Below are 25,393 nucleotides of genomic sequence, written 5' to 3' on the forward strand. Positions count from 1 at the left end.
CTCACTCCTACTGATTGCTTAAGAAGTCTTCAGCAAAGCGTTGTAAAACACCGCCTGCTTGATAAATTGACACTTCTTCTGCGGTATCCAAACGACAATCAACCATCACTTCTACTTTTTCACCGTTGGCGCGGTTGACTACAAGCGTCAGTTCACAACCAGGAGACGGTTCTCCTTGAACATCGAACGTTTCAGTACCGTCTAGGCCCAAGGTAATGCGGCTATCATTGGCTTTGAACTGTAGCGGCAAGACTCCCATGCCTATTAGGTTAGTGCGGTGAATGCGTTCAAACCCTTCGGCCACGATAGTTTCAACACCAGCAAGCCTAACGCCTTTTGCGGCCCAGTCTCGAGACGAACCTTGGCCATAGTCGGCACCGGCTACCACTATCAGAGGTTGTCGACGGTTCATATAGGTTTCAATGGCTTCCCACATACGAACGACTTTACCCTCAGGCTCGATGCGAGCCAAAGACCCTTGCTTAACTTGGCCATTTTCCTGAACCATTTCATTGAATAGTTTAGGGTTGGCAAGCGTTGCTCGTTGGGCGGTAAGGTGGTCGCCGCGGTGGGTGGCATAAGAATTGAAATCTTCCTCAGGCAAGCCCATTTTTGCCAAATATTCGCCTGCAGCACTCGACGCCAAAATCGCATTGGAAGGCGATAAATGGTCCGTAGTGATGTTGTCACCGAGGATTGCCAGAGGTCGCATACCTGAGAGTGTGCGAGGTGCTGCCAACGCCCCCTCCCAATAAGGTGGACGACGAATATAAGTACTTTTGGGGCGCCAGTCATAAAGCGGAGAGATCGCCGCTGAGTAGTCTACTTTGATATCGAACATTGGATCGTATACGCGAGTGAACTGCTCTGGCTTGACCGCTTTTGCCAGTACCGCATCGATCTCTTCATCAGAAGGCCAAATATCTTTCAGTGTAACTGGGTTACCCAGCACATCATGGCCTAGTACGTCTTTCTCTATGTCGAACCGAATCGACCCTGCGATGGCATAAGCAACGACCAAGGGTGGTGACGCTAGGAATGCCTGTTTCGCATAAGGGTGAATTCTGCCATCAAAGTTTCGATTGCCCGACAACACCGCGGTCGAATACAGATCTCTATCGATGATTTCTTGCTGAATGGCCGGGTCTAATGCGCCACTCATGCCGTTACAAGTAGTACAGGCAAATGCGACTACGCCAAAACCCAACGACTCGAGTTCAGGTAGAAGTTGAGATTCTTGTAAGTATGACTTAACGACTTTTGAGCCAGGTGCCAATGATGTTTTCACCCAAGGCTTTCGGGTTAACCCTTTGGCATTAGCATTTTTGGCAAGTAAGCCCGCTGCAATCACGTTTCGAGGGTTACTGGTATTGGTACAGCTTGTGATTGCCGCAATAATGACTGCCCCATCTGGCATTTCGCCTTCAGTTTCCTCAACACCTGTCGCGATGCCTCGAGAAGCAAGGTCTGATGTGGGCAATTGTGCATGAGGGTTAGAAGGACCTGCCATTGTCCGTTGTACCTGACTCAGATCGAAACTCAACACGCGTTCATATTCTGCATCTTGCATACCGTCTGCCCATAAACCAGAGGTTTTAGCATACTGTTCAACGAGTGCAATATTGTCTTCTGTTCTGCCTGTCAGACGCAAATAATCAATAGTCTGCTGGTCGATATAGAACATGGCCGCGGTCGCACCATACTCTGGTGTCATGTTGGAAATCGTTGCTCTATCGCCAAGGGTAAGGTGGCTTGCTCCCTCACCGAAAAACTCTAAATATGACGACACCACTTTGGCCTCACGTAGAAATGCAGTGAGTGATAAGACGATGTCTGTTGCAGTAATGCCAGGTTGTGGTTTACCTGTCAGCTCGACGCCAACAATGTCGGGTAGGCGCATGTAAGATGCTCTGCCTAGCATCACATTTTCGGCTTCCAATCCACCTACACCTATTGCGATGACGCCAAGCGCATCAACATGAGGAGTATGGCTGTCCGTGCCGACAAGGGTGTCTGGGTAAGCAATGCCATTTTCTGCATGAATCACAGGAGACATTCTTTCCAAGTTTATCTGGTGCATGATGCCATTGCCCGGAGGAATAACATCGACGTTTTTAAACGCGGTTTTACACCAGTTGATAAAGTGGAAACGATCGTCATTTCGACGGTCTTCTATGGCTCTATTTTTGGCAAACGCATCAGGTTCAAAACCGGCGTGCTCGACGGCGAGAGAGTGGTCAACGATCAATTGCGTCGGCACGACAGGGTTAACTTTTGCTGGGTCGCCACCTTTTTCAGCAATTGCGTCACGCAGACCGGCAAGGTCGACAAGGGCTGTTTGACCCAAAATATCGTGACACACAACTCGCGAAGGGAACCAAGGAAAATCGAGTTCTCGCTTGCGTTCAATTAACTGGCGAAGACTATCAGTTAAACGCGTGGGATCGCATTTACGCACAAGGTTTTCGGCTAACACTTTAGAAGTGTAGGGCAATCGGTCATAGCTACCAGGCTCGATGGTTTCGACAGCTTCTCGCGTGTCGAAGTATTCGAGTGACATACCCGGTAAAGGCTTTTTGTACTGTGTATTCATGGTATGGCCTTAACGGTCAGCAATGGGAGTAACTGGACGTAAATCTTCACCAGTGTAGTCAGCTGATGGACGAATAATCCGGTTGTCTGCGCGCTGTTCCATGACATGGGCAGCCCAACCCGTTAGTCGCGACATCACGAAAATTGGCGTGAATAATTTTGTGGGGATACCCATGAAATTGTAGGTGGAAGCGTGGAAGAAGTCGGCATTACAAAATAGTTTTTTCTCACGCCACATGACTTCTTCACAGCGCACAGATACAGGGTAGAGAACCGTGTCACCCACTTCTTCAGCTAGCTTTTGAGACCAACCTTTAATGATTTCATTACGCGGATCCGACTCTGAATAAATCGCGTGTCCAAATCCCATAATTTTTTCTTTGCGCGCTAGCATACCCATCATTTTTTCTTCTGCATCGTCTGCAGAAGTAAATTGTTCAATCATGTCCATTGCCGCTTCATTCGCACCACCATGCAGAGGACCTCGCAAAGAGCCAATCGCTCCGGTAATACACGAATGCATATCGGACAACGTAGAGGCACAAACCCGCGCGGTAAATGTCGAAGCGTTAAATTCGTGCTCTGCATAAAGAATCAAAGAAACGTGCATCACTTTTTCATGCAGTTCACTTGGCGTTTTACCATGTAGAAGGTTCAGGAAGTGCCCGCCAATTGAGTTGTCATCGGTCTCAACATCGATACGAACGCCATCGTGAGAATAGCGATACCAATAGCAAATAATGGAAGGGAAGCAGGCTAGCATACGATCAGTAACGGCACCTTGTTGCTCAAAGTCTTGTTCAGTCTCAAGGTTGCCTAACATAGAGCAGCCAGTACGCAGCACATCCATAGGGTGAGCGTCTTTAGGAATGCGTTCTAGTACATCCTTTAACGCTTGCGGCAGGCCCCGCATGGACTTGAGTAGCGCTTTATATTCTGCTAGCTCGGATTGGTTAGGCAAGTGTCCTTTGAGCAACAAAAACGCCACTTCTTCGAACTCGCAATGCTCAGCAAGATCTTTGACATCATAACCTCGATAGGTCAATCCCGAACCGCTAACACCTACTGTTGAAAGTGCGGTTTTACCTGCAACTTGGCCGCGCAGTCCTGCGCCACTGAGTACTTTAGCCATGAGTTATCTCCTGATTTTTAATAGGGTACAAATTGATATTCTGTTTATTCGTTACTTGTTTTTGCCTTCGGCAAATAGGGCATCGAGCTTGTTTTCGTAGTCGTGATAGCCGAGGTAATCGTAAAGCTCCATACGCGTTTGCATCGTATCGACAACGGCTTTCTGATCACCATTTGACAAAATGCTTTGGTATACATTTTCAGCCGCTTTGTTCATCGCTCTGAATGCACTCAATGGGTAAAGCACCATGGCTGCTCCCCATTCACCGAGTTCCTCTTTGTTCCACAATTCCGTTTTGCCAAATTCAGTAATATTGGCAAGGATAGGTACGTCAAGCGCCTCTGCGAAAGCGCGGTAATGTGCTTCAGTCTGAACGGCTTCAGCGAAAATGCCATCAGCACCGGCTGCCACATAGGCTTTGGCTCGAGCAATAGCAGCATCGATCCCTTCTTGAGCAAATGCGTCGGTTCTCGCCATGATAAAGAAGTCTTTGTCGCTGCGAGCATCGACAGCGGCTTTGATACGGTCAACCATCTCTTGTGTTGACACAATTTCTTTGTTTGGGCGGTGTCCGCAGCGTTTCTGGGCAACCTGATCTTCCATGTGCACCGCTGCAGCACCTGCTTTTTCCATATCTCTAATGGTTTTGGCAATATTAAACGCGCCACCCCAGCCGGTATCGATGTCAACCATAAGCGGTAGATCGCATGCTGAAGTAATACGTTGAACGTCGGCAATGACATCATTGAGTGAGGTCATACCAAGGTCGGGTAACCCGTAAGACGCGTTGGCAACGCCGCCACCAGAAAGGTAGATGGCTTGATGGCCAATGGATTTTGCCATCATTGCCGTGTAGGCATTGATCGTGCCGACAATTTGCAGTGGTTTGTTATCAAGTAGTGCTTGACGAAATTTTTTACCTGGACTCATATCAATCCTCTATAGGGTTATTTGTCGCTCTGAAGTTTGTTGGCGATACTATTTTTTGAATACAAGATGTGTCGGCGCATAAGTATTTCTGCCAACTCCTCATCTCGGTTTGAAATGGCTTGCGCAATATGACGATGTTCATCATAGGCGGTAGAAACTCTGGGGCCGACCATACCCAACTGGACGCGATACATGCGAACCAAGTGATACAGCCCGTCTGTTAACATGCTGATTAAATGACTGTTTTTGCTACCCTGTATAATTCGGTAGTGAAAGTCGACGTCGCCGGCCTCTTGATAATAAGTCTCGCCGGTCTTTACGGTATCAAAGTGATAATCAAGCAAGGTGAGTAAGTCTTCGATCTCATCATCCGACATATTCTTAGCTGCTAACCTAGCTGCCATGCCTTCTAACGCTTCTCTAACCTGGTACAAATCGACTAAGCCCTCAGGCGACAATGAAACGACTCTAGCGCCGACATTGGCTTTGCGTTCAATCAAGTGACAACTCGTTAGTCGATTAATGGCTTCTCGGATGACAGCTCGGCTTACCTGATACTTTGTCGACAATTCGACCTCGCTCAATTTTGAGCCTGCCGGGATCTCGCCTTCGACAATATCCCTGCGAATTTGTAAAAAGGTTCGATCGGCATTGGTTATCGCGTTTTCGCTCATTTCGCTTTCTCACGCTTAATGAAGTGTCGACAATATAGGTGTAAATTCATATTTTTTCAATTTTTAAAGCCTTTATTGTCGACAATTTGGTGTTTTTACCAAGGTTTTATTCGATAGTATTGCCAATGTAGTTTCGACCCATTTGAAAAAAGCTAGGCAGATCAGCGTACTTATGTGTCTCAAGGTAGCAACGAGGTTTGAGATGAGACTTTGGTCGGATATGAATGAGTAGAGCGGAGGTTGTTTAGTGTTTCATTCATTGGTGTTGCGCAAAAAACTTTACGTTTGATCACATATATTTGGCTTTGTGTTAACAGTTTTGTATTATCTGGGAGTGAAATTTGACCAAATGGTCTATTTTTTACTCGCATCAGAAAAACTTGTTTCACTCCGCTTTGAATTGAAACAAGACAGGGGTATCATGCGGCCCCAGTCTGCAACCTGAAATGCTCTCGAGCAAAGGATAGCGACTGGATGTTGTAAGTTAATTGCACGCCACAGATTGTATATGGGGCAGGTAATCTTTGCATTTATTGGTTATCAGTAGATGAGCGACTACGACATACATTTGACTGTCATTGCTGTGAGTTGAACTTGGAGGCGAGGAAGCCCCAATTCGTTCTGGTCAGAATCTTTAATAACCATTAAAAGAAACCTGAAACACACACAATGAGGTTACTAATGAACAATTTTGACGACGTGTCAAAAACATTCGCTGCTCGATTATCTCCAGTAGCAATGGCTGTAGCGTTAATTGCTACAGGCTCTATTACCCCTGCACTTGCTCAAGATGCTGACGCAGCATCAGACGATGAAAAGTTCGAAGCTATCACGGTAACAGCCACCAAACGCCCACAAGTTATATACGAAGTGCCAATTGCCATCAGTGCATTTGATGGCGACAAATTAGCCGCACAGGGCATCACCGACCTGACGGATGTGGGTAAATTTGTGCCTAACTTAAACGTTACTGGGTTTGGTGCTGGCCATACTTCATCGGTAAATCCATTTATTCGCGGTATCGGTCTACAAGACCATTTGATCACGACAGACCCTGGCGTGAGTGTATATGTTGATGGCGTTTATCTTGGCCGCCAAGTTGGTCAAAACTGGAGCCTTAATAACATTGAGCGAATCGAAGTATTACGCGGTCCACAGGGCACGCTATATGGTCGAAACTCAATTGGTGGGGCGATAAACATCATCACCAAACAGCCCAATGAGGTTGATGTTACTAAGGTTAACGTAGAAGCGGGAAGTCGCGGTCGATTGAAGACAGACTTGTTTGTCAATCATGGTTTGTCTGACACTTTGTCTTTCAATATGAACCTTGGTTTTAACCGTCGCGATGGCTTGGGTGAATTCATCAACTTGCCTAATGCTGAGTATGATGTCGGTGAAACTGAAGAGGTGTATGGCCGTTTCTCGATGAAATATGAACCGTCGGATACGTTTAGAATGGTCTTCACTGCTGACGCAAACAACGGTGATGGTGGTTTGCGCCCTTACACTACGTTAATCGACGAAGTCCCGACAGGTCGTTTGTATTCAGATACCAATGGTTTAGGTTTTGGCTTGCGTAATTCTGATGTGGTGCCTGCAGGCGCAGACATATATGACAATGCAACCGGAACCGCTGAAGTAGCGAGTACGTCAAATGAGGCACGTGGCGTATCGTTAACCACTGAGTGGGATATGAACGATGATTACACCTTGAAAGTGGTTGCAAGTCGCCGTACTTCTAACTACAAAGCGGGCTTGGATGACGATGGTACGGTTTACGCCCTCGATCATTATCCAGAGCGTGGTGAAGCGGACCAAACCTCATTTGAAATTCAATTAAACGGCTATTTGTCTGAAACCATGGACTTTGTCGCTGGTCTATACTATTTCAACGAAGAAGGTAGCAACCGCCAGGGAGCCGACTCTAGCTTCAACGCGGGTGGTAACACCCTTGAACTCGACCAAGAAACGACAAGCCAAGCAGCCTACTTTAACTTGGGCTATGACGTCACTGACGCATTGCGTTTGTCTGGTGGTTTGCGATACACCGAGGATGAGAAAGAAGCTTCTGCCAATGTATTCCCGCCATTAGGTACCATTTTTGATGAGAACGATTGGGACGAACTGACCTGGGAAGTCGCGGCAAACTATACGTTTGAAAACAACATGAATGCCTATGCGACGATTCAGACAGGCTATCAGTCTGGTCAATATCCCGCTCGTCCATTCTGCTTGATCGGCCAATTCTTCGGTGCTGGTGGCTTTGATGATTTGGACAATGCCGTGGCATCTGTGCGCGCAGATAACTGCTTCGTTGCGTCTGATAACATTACGGCTGTGAATTATGAAGTTGGTGTAAAAGGCCGTGTAACAGACTATCTCGATGTCAGCGTCGCCCTATTCAATACGGAATTCGAAGACCTTCCTTATCAAGTTAGCCGTGTTGGAGACGGTGGCTTTGATACTGCTAATCTAGTCGTAGAGCAAACTTCTCGCGGTATTGAATTTGACGCTACTTTGAATCTTGGTAACTTCAGCATGCAAACCAGCGTGGGCTTGATGGATGTTGATGTCGATGAGCAGGACGGTTTCCAACCTGTCGCGCCACTTACGCCAGACTTAACGCTTGCTATTGGTCCAAGCTACACTTTCAATTTAGCCAACGGCGCTGACCTTCGTGTAAGAGTAGATTATTCTTACCGCGATGATATGTACGGAGAGCCAAGCGCTGATCCAGGTCGTCTGACGCAGATCGAGAGTCGCGAATTGGTCAATTTTGATATTGCCTATACGCCTGAAAACGATGCCTATACCGTTGCCTTGTACGGACGCAATATTTTTGATGAACGCTATGACAATGCGCGTTTGAATACGGGTGACTACGTACTTCGCATTCTAAGCAATGATGCGAGCGAGTTTGGGGTGCGTTTCTCTACCGAATTTTAATTCGAGAGATAAGAATAAAAAAAGCGGCTATTTGCCGCTTTTTTTGTTGCTGTTACATCTATGATTTACACACACGTCCTGGGCTTGCAGATTTCGAAAGCGCGAATTACCTGTTTCACGCCATTGACGTTGCGCACCAATTCAATCGTTGCGGTTGCTTCTTGGTTAGTCACTCTTCCCATTAAAAAGACTTCACCGTTTTGTACGATGACTTCAACTTGAACAGAAGGCACATCTTCATTTGCCAGCATCTGTGTTTTGATCTTAGATGCTAGCCACAGGTCATTGGCTTGAGCCGCAGCGTCAATCGGCGGTCCGACTCTAATTTGGTTGTGAACCTTCTCAATGTAAGGGACTAATTTTGCGGTTTCTTGCGCCGCATCGACTAATTGTTGGCTTGGTGCCTGACCTGTCAGCAACGCGACACCGTTATATACATCTACCTGAAGGCGTGCTTGCTCCTTCAGGGCTTCATTTTGAGAAAGTTTGTAGGCGACTTGGTTTTCCGCATTTTGGTCGTCGAGTTGCGTACCCACCGTTCGTCTGTCTTGAGCAACATTGCTTGCTACGACACCTGCGGTACCGAGTGCAACCACGGCACAACCAGACATAGCCGTAGCTGCGGTGACAAGGGCACAGGTAAGTGCAAGTGCTCTCATTCGCATAACTTAGCTATCCTCACCGTGATCAGCTGGAAACAAACTATCATCTATGCATTCACAAAGGTTGTGAATAATCAAAAGGTGTACCTCTTGAATACGCGCAGTCCTGTTGGATGGCACGCGAATTTCGACATCGTGCTCACTCAAAAAGCCGGCCATTTCTCCACCGTCTTTCCCCGTTAAAGCGACAATTGTCATGTCTCTTGCCAGTGCCGCTTCCATTGCCGCAATCACATTTCTTGAGTTTCCGCTGGTTGAAATCGCCAGTAAAATGTCGCCTGGTTGTCCGAGAGCTCGAACTTGCTTTGAGAATATTTCATCGTAGCTATAGTCGTTTGCAATTGATGTCAGTGTTGACGTATCGGTGGACAAAGCAATCGCAGGTAGGCTGGGTCTGTCACGCTCGTATCGATTGAGCATCTCTGATGAAAAGTGCTGTGCATCACCTGCAGAACCGCCGTTACCACAGCTTAGTATCTTATTGCCTCTTATTAGCGCTTCAACCATCATGCTGGCCGCTTTTTCAATCGCTTCTGGGAGAATCTCCGAGGCAGCTATTTTGGTTTGGATACTTTCGGTAAAATTCGCTTTTATTTGTTCAATCATAGTGGACTACAGTCTTTATTGAGGCTCAAATATTTTTAAGCCATTGTACGTTTTCGTGATTAAACGCGACGACATCTAGCCGAATGGGAGTCGACGCGGGATTTCTTCCATTATCCATCAAATACTGCTGAAACGCAGCAATCATTCTGGATTGTTTTTGGGTGGTGACAAACTCTGCTGCATCGCCGTATTTATTGCTTCGTCGGTATTTTACTTCTACGCAAACCCAAACCTCCTTATCAAGGGCAATGATATCCACCTCGCCAAAGCGGCTTGAGTAGTTCGTTGCAAGAATTTGGAGCCCTTGTTGACGCAAAAAGTTCAATGCGCGGTCTTCGGCTTTGTCACCTATATTACGCATGGTTATTGAACGACGGTTTCAATACCATCACTGTTAACCTTTCCTCTTGGCAGAATGCGCACCACCTCGCCGTTGCTATTAATAAATAACGTGCCGGTTAATCCGGTAGAAGACAGTTGAGGCAGCGTTGCCATATTGCTGGTTTTCGGCAGTAAATTAAATGCGTCAAATCCGAGGGCGAACAGTCTAGATTGATTTGCCGTATTGTTGGCTTTAACGCTGTTCACTTCATTGGCCAGCCTTTGCCACGGATTACCGGGTAGCAGCCAAGGAATATCGATAAATTGCAGTTTTTGTAGATCACGCCATTGGTTCGGGCCTTTTTGATAATCCATTGACCGAGAACTGGCATATACGGGGATATCTTTACCAATGAATGGGCTAACACTTGCTTCGACCACAGGATTGAGCAGCTCTGTGTGATCGGGTGACGCAAACACGACAATCGCGTCAACGTCTCGTCGACTTCTCGGCATCTTGTAAAGCTCTTCCGTCAGTAAATCTTCAACTTCTTTGATGCGCGCATTGCTTTGTGCAACATCTAATGCCCCTGTTACACCATCTCGCAACGACTCATTATCATTGAACCTGACTTCAGTTATTTTGTGAGACCCTTGCGTTAATGTGGATAGTTGTTGCCAGCGATTTAAGAAGGCTTCGTGCATTCGCGAGTAAAGTTGGCTGTCAGCAGAAACGATTATTGGATTTGCAATGCCTTCTTCACTTAACAATTCTGCCAGTTGCTGGCCCTCGTCTTCTGGCGCAAGAGAGAAATACGTAGTGTTGGTGTTATACATCGGAAGGTTAGCGGTTTTGATATCGATGCGGTTCAACGCCAGGATTGTCTGATTGCCATCGAGTTGATTCACTAGTGCTTCGATATTTTGTTTAAGCAGCGGGCCAATAATCCATTGGCTATCGCCAATTTCTGCCACTATAGACTCAATCGATTTACCGTGAGTGTCGATAAAACGAATTTGTGTGTCTAGCGCATTTTCTTGTGCTGAGTATTGTTGTTGCTTGGACTCGAAATAAGCGGCGAGAATGCCTTCTTTTACCGTATTGCCTGTGCTGGCAAAACGGCCTGATAAAGGGAGTAATACGACTATGTCATCCGGGGAGCTCGTTGTCAGGAGCACCGCTTTTTCGATTTCTTCAGGCCAAAAACTAACCAACGGGTGTGAGGTAAAAACTTGTTGGAAGTCATTGATGGCAACCCGCAGTTTTGCCACATCGAAACCAAACTCGTTGATGATCTCGGCCAGAGACAAGTAGGGAACCAAATTGGGCTTCGGTGACGGCGTTATTGAGCCTTGTTCACTGAGAGCTTGATTAACAAGTTGCCAAACGCGAAGCACCGATTGACGGTCATCCGCAAAGTCGACTAAGGCATTTGCTGCCTCGTACCAATTTCGGTTACGCGACAGTAGATCGCTGCGTATTATCGACAGAGATTTCGCTAAGTCTTCTCTTGGCGGCTGAACTGGCAGCAGAGCTAATAAATCGTTTGGTGATACTTGTTGGGAATTTTGATACGCCAACACGATTAAAAAGTGGTAGTATTGTCGCTGTTTTTCGTCAGTGATTTTCGTTTTTAAGGCTAAGAGTATGTGCTGGGCACGCTGGTAATTTCCTTGGCCAATGTGAGCCTCTGCCGCGCTGAGTAAAGCTGAGTTCACTTCAAAACTGGATGCGGAAGCGTCGTAAGCTTGTTTTGCTATGTTTTCCCACTCGTCTCCCGTTTTCGGCAAATTTTGAGGTTCTGTCGTCACAACGGGTTGAGTCGTGGGTTGAGAAACAACGGGAGCTGGCGTACTACCACAACCCGAGAGTATCAGCAGAAATACCGCGGTGGTAAGGCTGTATAAGGTGCGAGAAGAACAAAACTGGCGCACGAAAAATTCCTTTATTTAACATTGGCTGCATCCTAATGCAGTGTACCGTATCGCCGATGAAAATCTATGGTTGAACTCGGATTCAGTCCTTAAGATCGAAAAAGCGCGATATTTTGAATGAAAAGAAGCAATCAGATGGCAGACACAGGCATCCTTTACATCGTACCGACTCCGATCGGCAATCTCGATGACATCACCAAACGAGCAATCGATGTTTTACACAATGTTGATTGGATCGCGGCAGAAGATACCAGGCACAGTGGCAAGCTGTTACAGCATTTGGGTGTAAATACTCGCACCTTGTCATTGCATGAGCACAATGAAGCAAAACGCACTCAAATGCTTTGTCAGAAATTAGCATCAGGGGAATCCATTGCGTTGATAAGTGATGCGGGTACACCTCTGATCTCAGATCCTGGTTATGTGCTTGTGTCACAGTGCCGAGCACTGGGCTTACAAGTGACTGCATTACCTGGGCCGTGCGCTGCCATTACGGCGCTCAGTGCCGCAGGCTTAGCGACAGATAAATTTAAGTTCGAAGGATTCCTGCCAGTCAAGCAACAGGCATTGAGCCAAGCACTGGGGGAGTTGAAAGGCCGCTCCTATACCAGTGTGTTCTATGAAGCACCTCGTCGCGTGTTAGCCACGATTGAAACGATCAGAACTGAATTAGGTAGCGAACGTCATCTTGTACTGGCCAAAGAGCTGACCAAAACATTTGAACATTATGTGAGTGGCACGGCAGATGATGTCATCGCATGGCTAACCGCTGAACCAGCCCATCAGAAAGGTGAGTTTGTATTGATGATCGCGGGTGAACAGTTGGAAGAAACTGGAATTCCTCTAGAGGCGATGAATCTACTTTCCGCATTGGCCGAAGAATTGCCGCTGAAAAAAGCGGCGGCGATCGTCGCTAAACATTATGATTTGAAAAAGAATGCCCTCTATCAAGCTGGGCTTGAACAAAAGCAATAACGACAGAAAGGAGAACAAAAATAGTGAAGAAGCTAGTACTTGGGTTAGGGCTTATCTCTATGTCTGCGTTGGCCAACGTGCCTGATTCCGTGTTGGAACAGGCAAGGCAGCTAAAAGCACAAGCGTTGCAGAGCGACCTCGCATACGAAGTGGTTGAGTCTCTGACAACAGAAGTTGGTCCGCGTTTGGCGGGCACAGAGGCTGAAGCGAGAGCGAGAGACTGGTCGAAAGCAACACTGGCTGAACTGGGATTTAGCCACGTTAGTGAAGAACCTTTCGCTATGCCGACTTGGGTGAGAGGTAATGAGACTGCAGAAATTCTCGCACCTTTTCCTCAGCCTCTTTCTATCACTGCACTTGGTGGCAGTGTGGGAACATCTCCTGAAGGAATTACGGCAGAGTTGGTAATGGTAGATGACCTATTTGCCCTTAAAGCGCTACCCGAAGGGGCGTTGGCGGGTAAAGTGGTGTATGTCGGTCATCATATGCGTAAAACACAGGACGGGTCATCCTACGGTTACTCAGTTCCATTGCGACGTGACGGAGCCTCTGTCGCAGCCTCAAAAGGCGCGTTGGCTATCCTAATTAAGTCTATTGGGACGTCTAGCCACCGTTTTCCTCACACTGGTCAAATGCAATATGCTGACGATATTAAGAAAATTCCAGTCGCTGCGGTCTCTGCACCAGATGCGGACCAAATCGCGCGTATCGTAAAACGTGGACAACCCATTCAAGTGAAGTTGACAATGACGCCAAGAGCGGTTGGTGATCAAATGTCGGGCAATATTATTGCCGATATCAAAGGGTCTGAACGTCCAGAAGAAATTGTCATCATTGGTGGACATCTCGATAGCTGGGATTTAGGCACGGGTGCTGTTGATGATGGTGCGGGTATCGCGATTACTACTGCAGCGGCAAAATTGATTAAAGATCTGGGCATTCAACCGAAAAGAACTATTCGGTTAGTGCATTGGGGAGCCGAGGAAGTCGGTTTACTCGGTGCCAGAGCTTATGCTGATGCGCACAAAGGTGAAATTGAAAATCATATTATTGGCGCTGAATCGGATTTTGGTGCGGGCCCTATTTGGCAAATTACCTCTCGTGTGTCTGAAGACAGTTTGCCCGTTATTACTACCCTTGCACAGGAACTGTATTCACTGGGAGTGGCTCAGGGGAACAACCAAGGATCAGGTGGTCCTGACTTGATTCCCTTGATGTATATGGGTATGCCTGTTGTCGGACTTCGTCAAGATGGACGAGACTATTTCGATTTACATCACACACCAGATGACACATTGGATAAAATTGACCCCAAAATGCTACAACAAAACGTAGCAGCTTATGTGGTGTTTGCCTGGATAATGGCGAATACTGACGAAGACTTTCGAAAGTAACTAAAAAGCGGCGACAGCCGCTTTTTTTCTCTTAGTAAACAGATTCTGTCAACGTTGACGTCATTACTCATAATTACGCAGTCCTTGCATAATTATGAGTAATTGGCACTATATTGCTAACGTATTTTTGGAAAAGATGCAGTATGGAAGGTTGGCACTATGAAAGGGGAGATCTTGCTCAGCACTACCTAGATGTGCTGCAGCTTGGTGTATCTTCAAGCTTTGCGATCATTGCGCCACGTCGCAAAGGCAAAACGCTATTTATTCTGCGTGATCTTGCGCCCTTGTCGCAAAAGCACCATTACTTGCCGGTTTACGCGAGTTTATGGCACGACACGAATAATCCTCATGAGGGAATAATCAAGGCGTTACAAGAAGCGGTGATGTCTTTGGAAAGCCAATCTACGCTATCTCGTATACTTAACACCAAAGTCAAAAAAACCACAATTAGCAATGAGTTGTTAGGGAAAATGGAGGTGGAATTTGCAGATGCACCCGCAGCGCCATCGAGCTCCCAACTTAACACTATCGATCAGTTGTTGGACAAGCTAATCGAACTCGCAGGGCAAAAAACGGTATTATTGTTAATTGACGAGGTTCAACATTTAGCGACTTCGTCTAAATTTGATGGATTGACTCACGCACTTCGGACTATGCTGGATAAGCGGCAAGGTAAGGTTAAAAGTGTATTCACGGGGTCTTCTCGTCATTATATGGATTTGTTGTTCAACGAATCTCAATCCCCGTTTTATCACTTTGTCGAACCGCTCCCTTTTCCTGATTTAGACGATCAGTTTTTGTTGTTCTTGCGCAATAAACTCATCGACCACCACGGTGTCGAATGTGAGCTACTGGCGTTAGATTTGGCGTTTCAAGCGTTAGATCGCTCTCCGTATTGGATGATGAAGTTGATTATGCGAATTATTATTCATCGAGAGGATGTCCAGCTTGCGCAAGCCTACATTCTTGATGTAATAGAAGCGGCTGAAAATTACCCGAGAACGGCGCAGAAGATGAAGCCTATCGACAGACTACTCTTTTTGGTGCTATGTCGAGGTGAAAACCCGTTCAGTAAAAGCTTGATGGCGAGGATAGACAAAGAAACTAATGTCAAAGGTGTTCAGTCAAACATTCAAAGAGCTCTGCAGAGGCTAACTGAGAGTCACTTGATTAGCAGAATTGCCAAAGGGGAGTACCACATCGAGAGGCCTGGGTTGAGGCGTTACATTGAACAACACTACCCAGAGTCGGTGGGTCATAAAAAAGGCGCTTAAGATAAGCGCCCTTTAAAGTCTTCGTAAGTGAATTGTCGTATGACATCGAGCTTACCGTCTCTTCTCAATATGGCGATAGCCGGGTGTTCGACACCGTTGAAGAAGGTCGTTTTTACCATGGTGTAGTGGATCATGTCTTCAAATTGAATGCGATCACCAATCGATAAGGGCGTATCAAAGCTGTAAGTGTCAATCACATCGCCCGCTAGGCAAGAATTGCCACCCAAGCGATAGTTAAAGGCTTTTTCGTCTTTGTCCCCGGCCCCAAGTATTGCTGGGCGGTAAGGCATCTCTAACACATCAGGCATATGTGCCGTAGCGGAAATATCTAAAATCGCTATTGCACCATCGTTTTCTACAATGTCTACGACCTCAGCAATCAAAGGCCCTGTTTGCCAGGCGACTGCCGAACCTGGCTCCAAGATGACGTCCAAGTTCGGGTGTCGGGCTTTGAAGTCTGCGAGCGTTTTGATGAGGTGGTCAACGTCATAGCCTTCGCGGGTCATGAGGTGGCCACCACCGAGATTCAACCACTTTAACTGAGGCAACCACTGGCCAAAACGCGCTTCAATAGCTAACAGAGTGCGTTCCGTTGCAAACGAATCACATTCGCATAAGTTGTGACAATGAAACCCCTCTAATCCCGTCAAATCTTGGCCTTCGATTTCTACGGCCCTCACCCCTAAACGACTACCGGGCGCAGCAGGATCGTACAGGGGGGTATCAGCTTCTTGGTGTTCTGGGTTGATGCGCAAGCCCATTGAAACCCCAGCTGCTGAGAAGGTTGCTTGATAGCGCTGTAACTGGCCAAAACTATTAAACGAAATATGATTTACGAGGTCTTTTAGTTCTTCAACATCCGTTGGCTTGTAAGCTGGAGAATAGGCATGAACCTCTTTGCCCATTTCACTTGCCAATTTGGCTTCCCATACTGAACTCGCAGTGGCGCCGTGTAGGTATTGCTTCACTATGTCGAAACTCGACCACATAGAAAAACCTTTCAAGGCTAGAATGATGCGCGCACCTGACTCATCTTGGACGCGTTGCATCAGTTCGAGATTGCGAACTAGTTTTTCCTCTTCCAACACATAACAAGGAGAGGGAATGTCAGTGCGCGAAGCTAAATTGGTCAATGTCAGTCTCCTGTATTGCTATTTCGCGAATGGACTCTGGTCACATTCAATAACATGCCATGGTAATCCGTGCTCATTGAGCATCGCCATGAATGGGTCAGGGTCAAATTGCTCCATATTCCAAACACCGGCTTGCTTCCACGTGCCATTTAGCATTAGTGCAGCACCAATCATCGCTGGTACGCCTGTTGTATAAGATACTGCCTGCGCGCCAACTTCTTCATTGCAAACGGCGTGATCGCAGTTGTTATAGATGAAAATGGTTTTTTCCTTACCGTCCTTGATACCTGTGATGTAGGTACCGATGCACGTCATGCCTGTGTAACCCTCAGCAAGAGACCCCGGGTTTGGCAATACGGCTTTTAAGAATTCCAATGGCACGATTTGCTGACCTTGGAATTCGACAGGTTCGATGCTAGTCATGCCAATGCCTTCAAGTACACGAAGGTGATTGAGGTAAGCATCGCCGAAAGTCATCCAGAAACGGGCGCGTTTTAGCGTAGGGAAATGCTTAACCAATGACTCGAGCTCTTCGTGAAACATCAGGTATGATGCACGTTCACCGATATTTTGGTAGTGAAGATCTTCACGTACACTCAATGGATCAGTTTCTTTCCATTCACCATTTTCCCAGAATCGACCGCGTTGTGTGATTTCACGAATATTGATTTCAGGGTTGAAGTTCGTTGCGAAAGCTTGACCGTGATCGCCACCATTACAGTCGACGATGTCCAAATAGTGAATTTCATCGAAATAGTGCTTGGCTGCATACGCGGTGTAGACATTGGTTACACCCGGATCAAAACCACTGCCAAGTAGTGCCATTATGCCTTTTTCTTTGAAACGTTCTTGGTAAGCCCATTGCCACGAGTATTCGAATTTTGCTTCGTCTTTTGGCTCGTAGTTAGCGGTATCTAGATAGTCAGTACCTGTTGCTAAACACGCATCCATAATTGGCAAGTCTTGGTAGGGTAGCGCCAAGTTGACGACGAGATCCGGTTTCACTTGATTGATTAGCGCTTCTACTTCTGATGCGTTGTCTGCGTCCACAGCAAAAACCGCTTTGACGCGATCCGCGCCGACTTCAGCTTGCAATGCTTCGCACTTTGATACCGTGCGGCTAGCGAGATAAATTTCATCAAAGTGCTCGGGCAAACGAGCACACTTTTTTACTGTAACTGTCGAGACGCCACCGGCACCAATAATTAAAACTTTAGACATGATTGTTTCATCCCTTGGGGGTGATTATAAATTTTGGCTGAATGCTAGCAGACATCGACAAATTGGCAAGCCTTGTTAATAGCTCTATGAATGAAATCAGTTAGCATTTTGGTTTACTATAGATGACGAACACAGATAGCGTCTAGCGTCGAGAACACACCCTAAAATCCATCCGTATTGGCTATTGTAAACTGGGCACTACCTCGAACCCTGCAAACCACCAGTGTGAACGGCTACAATTGTACTACCTGCAGCAAATTCCTCATGCTCAACCATAAATTTGAGCGCATAAAACAGCTTTCCCGAATACACAGGCTCTAAAGCAATATTGGTTTGAGCGTGGAATTGATCGCAAAATGCACTTAACTCTGGCGTTTTTTTGGCATAGCCTCCGTGGTGGAAGCGTCCATCTACTGTCCATGGTGCTGTTGGTTGAACGCCAAGGAACTGAGAAACTAATTCTGTGAGATAGTCGTGTCCTTTTAACACTCCAATTCCAATGGCACGTTGCTGTTGGCTCAACGAAGATACGATGCCTGCCATCGTTGCTCCGCTGGCTACTGGAGCCGCAATAATGTCGAAATCGACATTGATTTCATCCATCATATCCCGAATTCCGTCTAGTGCACTTTGCTGGCTGCCTCCCTCTGGAATAATCAATGCTCCGGGATACGCAGTCTGAAGTTCGGCTAAGTAGTGGTTGTTATGCCGCTGTTGATAGGTTTTTTTGTCAACGAATTGGATATCGGCGCCCCATCTTTTAATGTCATTCAACATGGGAGTGAGAGAGGGATAGTGGCCACGAATAATTGCGGTGAATGGACAATTCAGGGCTTGGCAACAGTATGCTAATGCATGAATATGGTTAGAGAAACCTCCGCCAAAACTCACAACGGGCTGTGGCTGAAAAGCGAGTTGAGTCAATGTGCTTTTGAGCTTTCTGTATTTGTTTCCCGAAACTACAGGATGAATGTCATCGTCTCTTTTTACGTAAAGTTTTAGCTTTTCAACTCCTCGCCAATCTGGGGTTATCTTCTGCAAAGGAGAAGGGATAACCAGCGAGCTCATAGCCTGGCTTTCTGTCATGTCTATCGATTTATTCTGAAGTTCTGAATACATTTGAAGTTTAACAGGGGGCACGGAGGCTGAGAACTGATAATGCCCATCTGAAAACATAAATGATCGCTACAGATAGCGTATTGGACGCAAAATTACGGTGTAGCTTTGCGGTAACGTTTATCGCCTTATTGAACGGGGCTACACAAAGTCAAACGCCTGTTCACTCTTCGACTAAATGTGGTCTTCGAGCTATTTGGCTGTGTTAATACTATTTTTTTACGACAATTTAAGCTTTGTAGACGTGCCTTGCCATCTAGGTTGAATGATGACGTAAAACGATCATTTATCTTTACCAATTGATATCACCCACCAATTTGTATGGAGTTGATCATTGTTTATAGAAACGGGGTATAAGCACTATACCTAGCCAGGAATCAGTCATGAAAAAAATCGTCTATGCTATCGCGTTGGCAACTAGCTTTTCACCTTATGTGATGGCAGATCTCGATGTGATATCAAATTATGTCGAAGCACCACAAAAAGTCGGTGAGGCGCGTTTTAGTTTTTTGTTTTGGGATGTTTATGATGCCGCACTATACACGGCAAAAGCTTCTGAAGACCTTACTCCGCCGTTTGCCTTGGAATTAACTTATTTACGCGATTTAGATGGTGATGCCATAGCCGAACGTTCAATTGAAGAGATGCGAAAACAAGGTGCCGACGACGATGACAAACTCAATCGTTGGGAAAGACAGATGAAGGCGATGTTCCCCGATGTTAGCGAGGAACAAATTATTACAGGAATTGCAGACAACAATAGTGTTAGCCACTTTTACTTTAACGCCGAAAAAATAGGCGTGATTGATGACCCTGAATTCACCCAACGCTTCTTTGATATTTGGCTCGGAAAGAATACGTCAGAACCCAATTTCAGAGCCAAACTACTGAAAGGAATATCTCAATGATACAACGAATTCTTTTACTAGCCTTTATGGCTTTTTTACTATCTGGGTGCTCGGTTTCTCTATCGGGGGATGATTATGAAAGCCAGACGCCAGAATTCAACATAACCCAGTTTTTTGACGGTAACGTGAGGGCATGGGGTATAGTGCAAAACCGCTCGGGGGAAGTTGTGCAACGTTTCGAAGTCGTCATAAAAGGCCGATACGACGGTGCGACATTGGTGTTGGATGAAACGTTCAAATACGGCTTGGGTGATGGACCCAAAGAAAGAACTTGGACGATTACGCAGGTTTCTGATGGCATTTATTCGGGAAAGGCGAGTGATATCGAATCGCCAGCGACAGGAATAGCGCACGGTAATGCCTTTAACTTCTCTTACGAAATGGATCTACCCGTCGACGACACGACCTATCGAGTTGCATTTGACGATTGGTTTTTCGCCATGGATGAAAATACCATGATGAATCGCTCTTACATCAAAAAGTTTGGTTTGGTGATGGCTGAGGTGACCATTTTCATGCAGCGAGAATCATGACAAACACCCCAAAACTTATACTAAAGTTTAATTTGACTAAATGTTAGTCAAATCCGCTAAGCTAGTTAATCAAAAAAGCCATCATGCATGAGTGTGATGGCGTTTGTATTTTAATAAATTATTGATAATTAAAGTTTTTTCAAAGTTGGTACAGCAGTTGATTATGTTATAGCAACTGACATTTTCTCTCCCCCAAAAAGGAAACGGTGCAATGAAAACTTTGAATAAACTAGCGGTAATCTTAGGTACATCTTTCGCTCTTGCAGCAACAGTTTCGGCTCAAACTGAAATTGAAGCAGCGGACGATTTCGCCACATCGAAAATTTGTGAAGCAGCAGCAAAAGGCAGTCGTTCACAAGTGCGTAATGCAGTTGAACATTCGGGTCTAAGCAAGCAATACGTTGCCAACAACGTCACTTGTAACGATATGCCTCTTGTAGAGTTCGTTGAACAATACGGCGCAAACGTTGTCTCAGTAAATGAATACATCACTAGTGGCCGATATGAGCCGAAAGACGTAGTCGCAAAAGTTGCTTACTAAGTCACTAGACGCTACTCATTCATTTGTCTCCCCTGGACATATGAGTCTTCTTCCCCCACACGCACTGCGTTGTGGGGGCTTTTTTTAATTCCTAGGTAGTCTCATCGCCTCGTTGTAGGGGGTGAAATGCTGAATCTCACCGCTCGCTGCAACCTTTTGCAACTCTCGCCAATATTGGGGCGTCATCAAATCACCGTGAAGGCTTTTCAACATATCCTTAAATACTTTTTTTCCGACAATAAAGTGCTCAAACTGTTCGGGGAAAACATCGTTTGGTGCAACTGACAAGGTATCGATAGCGTAGGGATCATCAGACTTGGGCAATTCGCGAAAATTGCGTTCATTCATATAACAAATTTCGTCGTAATCATAGAAAATGACCCGCCCGTGTTTAGTTATCCCAAAGTTCTTATGCAGCATGTCGCCAGGAAAAATATTGGCTAAAGCAATTTGTTTGATGCACAGGCCGAGTTCATTGATAGCACTGCGGAGTTTAGTTTCATCGTCTTCTTGTTGAAGGTAGAGATTCAGTGGCGTCATTTTTCTCTCTATGTATAAGTGTTTGATGATCAACTCGTGTTCAGTGATGACCAAACTTGACGCACAGACTTGCTGAAGCTCGTCTAGCAGTTCTGTAGAGACGCGCTCTAAAGGTAAGCGAAAATTAACGTATTCATGGGTATCCGCCATTCTGCCCACACGGTCAGACATTTTGACCAAACGATACCTGTCTTTGACGTGTTCGCGGGTAATCTTTTTACTCTCGGCAAACTCATCTTTAATGATTTTGAAGACAACCCCATATGAAGGTAAGTGGAACACAGCCATTACCAACCCTCGAATACCTGGCGCTGCTTCAAATTGGTCAGTTGAGGCATCTAAATGGTCGATAAAATTGCGATAGAATACCGTTTTACCATGTTTGTAAAACCCCAGTGCCATATAGAGTTCGAAGTGTTTCTTGTTCGGTAATAGTTCTTGCAAAAACGCCGCGACTTCCGCTGGGTGGTGAGTATCGGCCATAAAGTAAGAACGAGCAAAACCGAATATCACACTCAAGTCCTTGCGGTCGGTAAGCAGGGCGTCTACAAATAGCGCTTGCTTTTCGTTGGTTTGCAAAGCAATGACAAAAGGCATGGTGTGATTCGGCATACATATTCTGCCGATGAGGTAAGCAGCCTTGCCTCGGAAAAACACGGATTTGAGAATTTCCACAGCGGTCACGCTTTCCAATTGAGATTGCGCTAACCTTTGTCTCAGAGCGTCATCAAGGTTTTGCATGTCTCGCTCTCTATCCTCAAATGGAATGGTGAAGCGGTAAACCTTAAAAATGGATTCATACATTTGCCTGACGGTAGTTGTCGGGTCAAAACTGTGGATGACCTTTTCTCTGTCTCGGCCTGGCAAAAAGCATTGATTCGGTTGCACAAACATCAATGCATTGTCGATTTTTTTATGTCTAAAAACCCGCCCAATAACAGAATTATAAAACGTCTCGGCTAGTTCGAATTGAGGATGGCCGTTTAGCAGAACAGAATATGCCTGCTTCATGGCTATCCAAAACTGATCGTCTTGCTGGTGGACCTCTATTTGGTGATATATATCAGCGACAACGTCAGACAAACTCTGCTCGTAAATGGTGATACGTTCACGTGTCGCTTGGTGTGTTGCGGCCCACAATCCTTCTTCAAAACGTTGTTGCGCGCCTTTGGTAATGCGACTAAACCAGCGGAAACTTTTATCAAAGCCACTGATAATCTGATAAGCCACTTTTTTGGCGAGTAGGGTATCTACCATAAATGCTCTCATGTTTTTTCTCTACATTATCATACAAAAGGCGGCAAAATGACGAGAAAAGTGGCTATTTGGCATGAAACTATAGTCTAAGGTAGTGGTTCAAAATTGCACTGTGATGGGGTAGGGTATAACTCGGTTGTCTTTGGAACATGGATCATTAGTCGTTAGACAGCACAAATGATTCAGATAATAACAATAGGAAATTCCCTGTGGACTTCTCGGTACTAATTTGTGATGACTCATCACTGGCAAGAAAAATGGCAAAGCGAAGCTTGCCTGAAAACTTTGTTGGTAGCTTGTATCAAGCGGAGAATGGGCAGCAAGCTCTATCACTGCTTCAAGAGCACCGGATTCAATTACTCCTTTTGGATTTGACGATGCCGGTATTGGACGGCATTGGCGTGTTAGAAGAGATAAAACGCCTGTCGTTGGAAGTCTTTGTCATCGTGATATCTGGTGATATTCAGCCGCAAATGCGCGAAAGAGCAATGGGTTTAGGCGCATTGGACTTTATTGCCAAGCCAATTAATTCAGGGCACTTATCAAGCATACTCAATCGTTATGGCTTGTATTAAGATTTTGAGCTTACTGATTTTTCACTTGCTTTAGCCAATCCCTAGGCGTTTGTCCCAACCGTTTTTTAAACACTCTAGACAGTGACGATGCGTCTTCATAACCGACTTGCTCCGCGACCATGGTGATAGGGCGGCCGAGCATTAACATCGATTTGGCTTTATCGATTCGTAGCTCGGTCAAGTAATCCATTGGCGCTTGCCCAAGTGTGTCTTTAAACAACGCAGAGAATTTAGAGCGAGACATAGCCGCAGTCTCTGCCATTTTATCGACTGACCAATACTGGTTGTATTCGTTATTGATGTGCGTAATCACCGAGTTTAATTGCGGGTGAGAGTGAGCGGCTATCTCAGATAGCGACAAGATATTTTGGGTTACCACATAGCGTAGCAAATAGAGCATGAAAACATCGCACAGCCTGTCAATCATCACTTCTCGGCCGTCTTCTTGACCGAAAGCTTCATTGAATATCCATTGTGTTGCGGTATGTAAAAGCGGCGTTTCATCAACGCTGATGATCAGAAACTTAGGCAGGTTGTCTACTAATATGCGTTTCTGGTGTGGTTTAAATTTGATAGTCGCACAAACCAATTCGCAATCGTGAAACTCTGGTATGTGAATCTTATGACGATGACCGCTAGGGATAAATATGACACTGGGTCTATCTACCATCACTTTGTGACCAGATTCAGTCTCTAGGTTCATGCAACCTGACTTTAAAAAATGGATATGGGCTTCTTGTTCATTGTGTTCAAAGTGTTGTAACCCACAAATTCCACCACTAAAAAAGACTTTGGCGTGAAGGTCAAGGTCCTGCAATAACACACTTAATGGGTCCATTTTTCTCTCTATTTGGATGATTGGCCGTTTTTTCTGGCGGATTGGTTAATTTCCTTCACCGAAATCCTCTTAATCTTTACCACATGAGCGGTAGCCAAGTATTAGACCGCTTACATTCGAAACTCTAACAGTTAAATCTCAATAAAGGTAAGGATTTGATTATGAAACTAGGTAAAACATTTAAATTTGCTAGCGTTGCAGCCGCAATACTTTTTAGTTCTTTTTCATTTGCATCTTCGGTTAACACAGGTGTTAACGATGTTGCCATTCACGGTTACGACCCTGTTGCTTACTTCACGCAAGCCAAGCCAGTAAAAGGTCAAGAGCAGTTTACCGCTGTACATGATGGCGCCATTTATCGTTTCTCAAGTGCGAAGAACCGCGATCTTTTCAAAGCGAATACGGACAAGTACGCGCCTCAGTTTGGTGGGTTCTGTGCGATGGGTGTGGCGCTAGACAAAAAACTAGATGTCGATCCTGCAGCGTTTTACATCACTGATGACAAGCTTTATCTCAACTTAAACAGCGCAGTGCAAAAGAAATGGCTAGAAGATGTGCCTAGCAACCTGAAAACGGCGTACCGCGTTTGGGATGGCATTGAAAACTTGTCAGTAGAAGAAGCGAACGCAGAGGACGAATAAGTGACTATTCAACATGAGACTGCGCTATTGGAACAGGAGGCAACCGGCGTCGAATTGCTCTGGTTCTCTGCGAAGTGGTGCGGTCCGTGTAAGTACTTTAATCCTGTGATGGCGTCTTTTATCGACGCCAATAAATCTACAGTAAATGTGCGGCCAGTGGATGTGGATGACTCAAGTAACTTAGCACTCAAGCACCAAGTGCGAGCGGTGCCGAGTTTGGTCATTACCGTCAATGGTAACGCGGTTGAGCGAACAAGTGGCTTTAAACACCCTGAAGAACTCAACCGCTGGTTTGAGCAGCACAAACATTTGTTTATTAACCAATGAGGAAAATCTGATGAACAATAAACAACGCGTTGCGGCAGCAGCTTTAACGATGGCAGTAGCAACAATCGCTTCATCGCCAGTCCATGCAGCGGGAAAAGAGAAGTGCTATGGCATTTCAGCCGCCGGTCAAAATGACTGTGGCAACCTAGCAGGAACCCACTCATGCGCCGGCCAGTCGACTGTCGACAATGATCCAGGCGAATGGAAACTGGTTGCTAAAGGCACCTGTGAATCCTTGGGCGGTATGCTGAAAAAAGAAGCGAAAAAACGCTATCAAGAGCAGCAAAAGAACAACGGTTAGTCGTAAGCACTAGAGGAT

The 25,393-nt window shown here is 45.8% G+C and carries 24 protein-coding genes; 11 read left to right on the forward strand and 13 right to left on the reverse strand.

What is annotated here, in order from left to right:
• Positions 1–7 precede the first annotated feature (7 nt).
• From acnD to AC27G9_RS11130, 4 genes are read right to left on the reverse strand one after another with little or no spacing between them, the layout of a single operon-like run.
• The gene (gene acnD, locus AC27G9_RS11115; protein ID WP_487074133.1) at positions 8–2,593 is read right to left on the reverse strand and encodes a Fe/S-dependent 2-methylisocitrate dehydratase AcnD; all 2,586 of its coding nucleotides are present in this window, start codon (positions 2,591–2,593) and stop codon (positions 8–10) included.
• A gap of 9 nt (positions 2,594–2,602) precedes the next feature.
• A complete protein-coding gene (gene prpC, locus AC27G9_RS11120; protein ID WP_487074135.1) occupies positions 2,603–3,724 on the reverse strand; it encodes a bifunctional 2-methylcitrate synthase/citrate synthase in 1,122 nt (373 codons plus the stop codon).
• 51 nt (positions 3,725–3,775) lie between these two features.
• Positions 3,776–4,654: a methylisocitrate lyase gene (prpB, locus tag AC27G9_RS11125; RefSeq protein WP_487074137.1), complete on the reverse strand. Its 879-nt coding sequence runs from the start codon at positions 4,652–4,654 to the stop codon at positions 3,776–3,778.
• Positions 4,655–4,671: 17 nt separating this feature from the next.
• The gene (locus AC27G9_RS11130) at positions 4,672–5,328 is read right to left on the reverse strand and encodes a GntR family transcriptional regulator (protein ID WP_487074139.1); all 657 of its coding nucleotides are present in this window, start codon (positions 5,326–5,328) and stop codon (positions 4,672–4,674) included.
• 681 nt (positions 5,329–6,009) lie between these two features.
• Between AC27G9_RS11130 and AC27G9_RS11135 the strand changes: the two genes are divergently transcribed.
• On the forward strand, positions 6,010–8,277 hold the full coding sequence (locus AC27G9_RS11135; RefSeq protein ID WP_487074141.1) for a TonB-dependent receptor: 2,268 nt from the start codon (positions 6,010–6,012) through the stop codon (positions 8,275–8,277).
• Between the two features lie 65 nt (positions 8,278–8,342).
• Here AC27G9_RS11135 and AC27G9_RS11140 read toward each other — a convergent pair whose 3' ends face one another.
• Genes AC27G9_RS11140 through AC27G9_RS11155 form a run of 4 tightly spaced genes read right to left on the reverse strand, consistent with a single transcriptional unit; the run spans position 8,343 to position 11,801 of the window.
• Complete coding sequence (locus tag AC27G9_RS11140; protein WP_487074143.1) at positions 8,343–8,942, reverse strand: BON domain-containing protein; 600 nt, start codon at positions 8,940–8,942, stop codon at positions 8,343–8,345.
• A gap of 3 nt (positions 8,943–8,945) precedes the next feature.
• Positions 8,946–9,545 (reverse strand): phosphoheptose isomerase, encoded by a 600-nt coding sequence (locus AC27G9_RS11145; RefSeq protein WP_487074145.1) that lies wholly within the window; start codon positions 9,543–9,545, stop codon positions 8,946–8,948.
• Positions 9,546–9,570: 25 nt separating this feature from the next.
• Positions 9,571–9,906, reverse strand: coding sequence for a YraN family protein (locus tag AC27G9_RS11150; RefSeq protein ID WP_487074147.1), 336 nt, complete (start codon positions 9,904–9,906; stop codon positions 9,571–9,573).
• 2 nt (positions 9,907–9,908) lie between these two features.
• A complete protein-coding gene (locus AC27G9_RS11155; RefSeq protein WP_487074149.1) occupies positions 9,909–11,801 on the reverse strand; it encodes a penicillin-binding protein activator in 1,893 nt (630 codons plus the stop codon).
• 135 nt (positions 11,802–11,936) lie between these two features.
• On the opposite strand from AC27G9_RS11155, the gene rsmI reads away from it, so the two are divergent.
• The 3 genes from rsmI (at position 11,937) to AC27G9_RS11170 (ending at position 15,444) form a co-directional block, all read left to right on the forward strand.
• Positions 11,937–12,776 carry a 16S rRNA (cytidine(1402)-2'-O)-methyltransferase gene (gene rsmI, locus AC27G9_RS11160; RefSeq protein ID WP_487074675.1) on the forward strand — a complete coding sequence of 280 codons (840 nt, stop codon included), beginning with the start codon at positions 11,937–11,939 and terminating at the stop codon, positions 12,774–12,776.
• A 23-nt stretch (positions 12,777–12,799) separates the two neighbouring features.
• Positions 12,800–14,170 carry a M20/M25/M40 family metallo-hydrolase gene (locus AC27G9_RS11165; RefSeq protein ID WP_487074151.1) on the forward strand — a complete coding sequence of 457 codons (1,371 nt, stop codon included), beginning with the start codon at positions 12,800–12,802 and terminating at the stop codon, positions 14,168–14,170.
• Between the two features lie 143 nt (positions 14,171–14,313).
• On the forward strand, positions 14,314–15,444 hold the full coding sequence (locus AC27G9_RS11170; RefSeq protein WP_487074153.1) for an ATP-binding protein: 1,131 nt from the start codon (positions 14,314–14,316) through the stop codon (positions 15,442–15,444).
• Here AC27G9_RS11170 and nspC read toward each other — a convergent pair.
• The 3 genes from nspC to AC27G9_RS11185 form a co-directional block, all read right to left on the reverse strand.
• On the reverse strand, positions 15,441–16,577 hold the full coding sequence (gene nspC, locus AC27G9_RS11175) for a carboxynorspermidine decarboxylase (RefSeq protein ID WP_487074155.1): 1,137 nt from the start codon (positions 16,575–16,577) through the stop codon (positions 15,441–15,443). The two genes, AC27G9_RS11170 and nspC, sit on opposite strands and share 4 nt — an antisense overlap.
• Positions 16,578–16,595: 18 nt before the next feature.
• Entirely contained in the window at positions 16,596–17,798 is a 1,203-nt protein-coding gene (locus AC27G9_RS11180) for a saccharopine dehydrogenase family protein (RefSeq protein WP_487074157.1), read from the reverse strand.
• 198 nt (positions 17,799–17,996) lie between these two features.
• The gene (locus AC27G9_RS11185; protein ID WP_487074677.1) at positions 17,997–18,884 is read right to left on the reverse strand and encodes a 1-aminocyclopropane-1-carboxylate deaminase/D-cysteine desulfhydrase; all 888 of its coding nucleotides are present in this window, start codon (positions 18,882–18,884) and stop codon (positions 17,997–17,999) included.
• A 413-nt stretch (positions 18,885–19,297) separates the two neighbouring features.
• Between AC27G9_RS11185 and AC27G9_RS11190 the strand changes: the two genes are divergently transcribed.
• From AC27G9_RS11190 to AC27G9_RS11200, 3 genes are all read left to right on the forward strand, one after another.
• Entirely contained in the window at positions 19,298–19,822 is a 525-nt protein-coding gene (locus AC27G9_RS11190; RefSeq protein ID WP_487074159.1) for a chalcone isomerase family protein, read from the forward strand.
• Positions 19,819–20,355: a DUF3833 domain-containing protein gene (locus AC27G9_RS11195; protein ID WP_487074161.1), complete on the forward strand. Its 537-nt coding sequence runs from the start codon at positions 19,819–19,821 to the stop codon at positions 20,353–20,355. Before AC27G9_RS11190 ends, AC27G9_RS11195 begins: the two co-directional genes overlap by 4 nt.
• Before the next feature lie 211 nt (positions 20,356–20,566).
• Positions 20,567–20,896 (forward strand): DUF3718 domain-containing protein, encoded by a 330-nt coding sequence (locus AC27G9_RS11200; RefSeq protein ID WP_487074163.1) that lies wholly within the window; start codon positions 20,567–20,569, stop codon positions 20,894–20,896.
• A gap of 84 nt (positions 20,897–20,980) precedes the next feature.
• On the opposite strand, the gene aceK is transcribed toward AC27G9_RS11200, so the two are convergent.
• Positions 20,981–22,705 carry a bifunctional isocitrate dehydrogenase kinase/phosphatase gene (gene aceK / locus AC27G9_RS11205; protein WP_487074165.1) on the reverse strand — a complete coding sequence of 575 codons (1,725 nt, stop codon included), beginning with the start codon at positions 22,703–22,705 and terminating at the stop codon, positions 20,981–20,983.
• A gap of 197 nt (positions 22,706–22,902) precedes the next feature.
• Between aceK and AC27G9_RS11210 the strand changes: the two genes are divergently transcribed.
• A complete protein-coding gene (locus tag AC27G9_RS11210) occupies positions 22,903–23,268 on the forward strand; it encodes a response regulator (RefSeq protein ID WP_487074167.1) in 366 nt (121 codons plus the stop codon).
• A gap of 10 nt (positions 23,269–23,278) precedes the next feature.
• On the opposite strand, the gene AC27G9_RS11215 is transcribed toward AC27G9_RS11210, so the two are convergent.
• Positions 23,279–24,106, reverse strand: coding sequence for an AraC family transcriptional regulator (locus tag AC27G9_RS11215; RefSeq protein WP_487074169.1), 828 nt, complete (start codon positions 24,104–24,106; stop codon positions 23,279–23,281).
• Between the two features lie 161 nt (positions 24,107–24,267).
• Between AC27G9_RS11215 and AC27G9_RS11220 the strand changes: the two genes are divergently transcribed.
• Genes AC27G9_RS11220 through AC27G9_RS11230 form a run of 3 tightly spaced genes read left to right on the forward strand, consistent with a single transcriptional unit; the run spans position 24,268 to position 25,375 of the window.
• The gene (locus tag AC27G9_RS11220; RefSeq protein ID WP_487074171.1) at positions 24,268–24,747 is read left to right on the forward strand and encodes a YHS domain-containing (seleno)protein; all 480 of its coding nucleotides are present in this window, start codon (positions 24,268–24,270) and stop codon (positions 24,745–24,747) included.
• Entirely contained in the window at positions 24,748–25,074 is a 327-nt protein-coding gene (locus AC27G9_RS11225; RefSeq protein WP_487074173.1) for a thioredoxin family protein, read from the forward strand.
• Between the two features lie 10 nt (positions 25,075–25,084).
• Positions 25,085–25,375, forward strand: coding sequence for a BufA1 family periplasmic bufferin-type metallophore (locus tag AC27G9_RS11230; protein WP_487074175.1), 291 nt, complete (start codon positions 25,085–25,087; stop codon positions 25,373–25,375).
• The last annotated feature ends 18 nt before the right edge of the window (positions 25,376–25,393 follow it).

This window comes from Alteromonas sp. 5NS40-0096 (genome assembly GCF_057544385.1).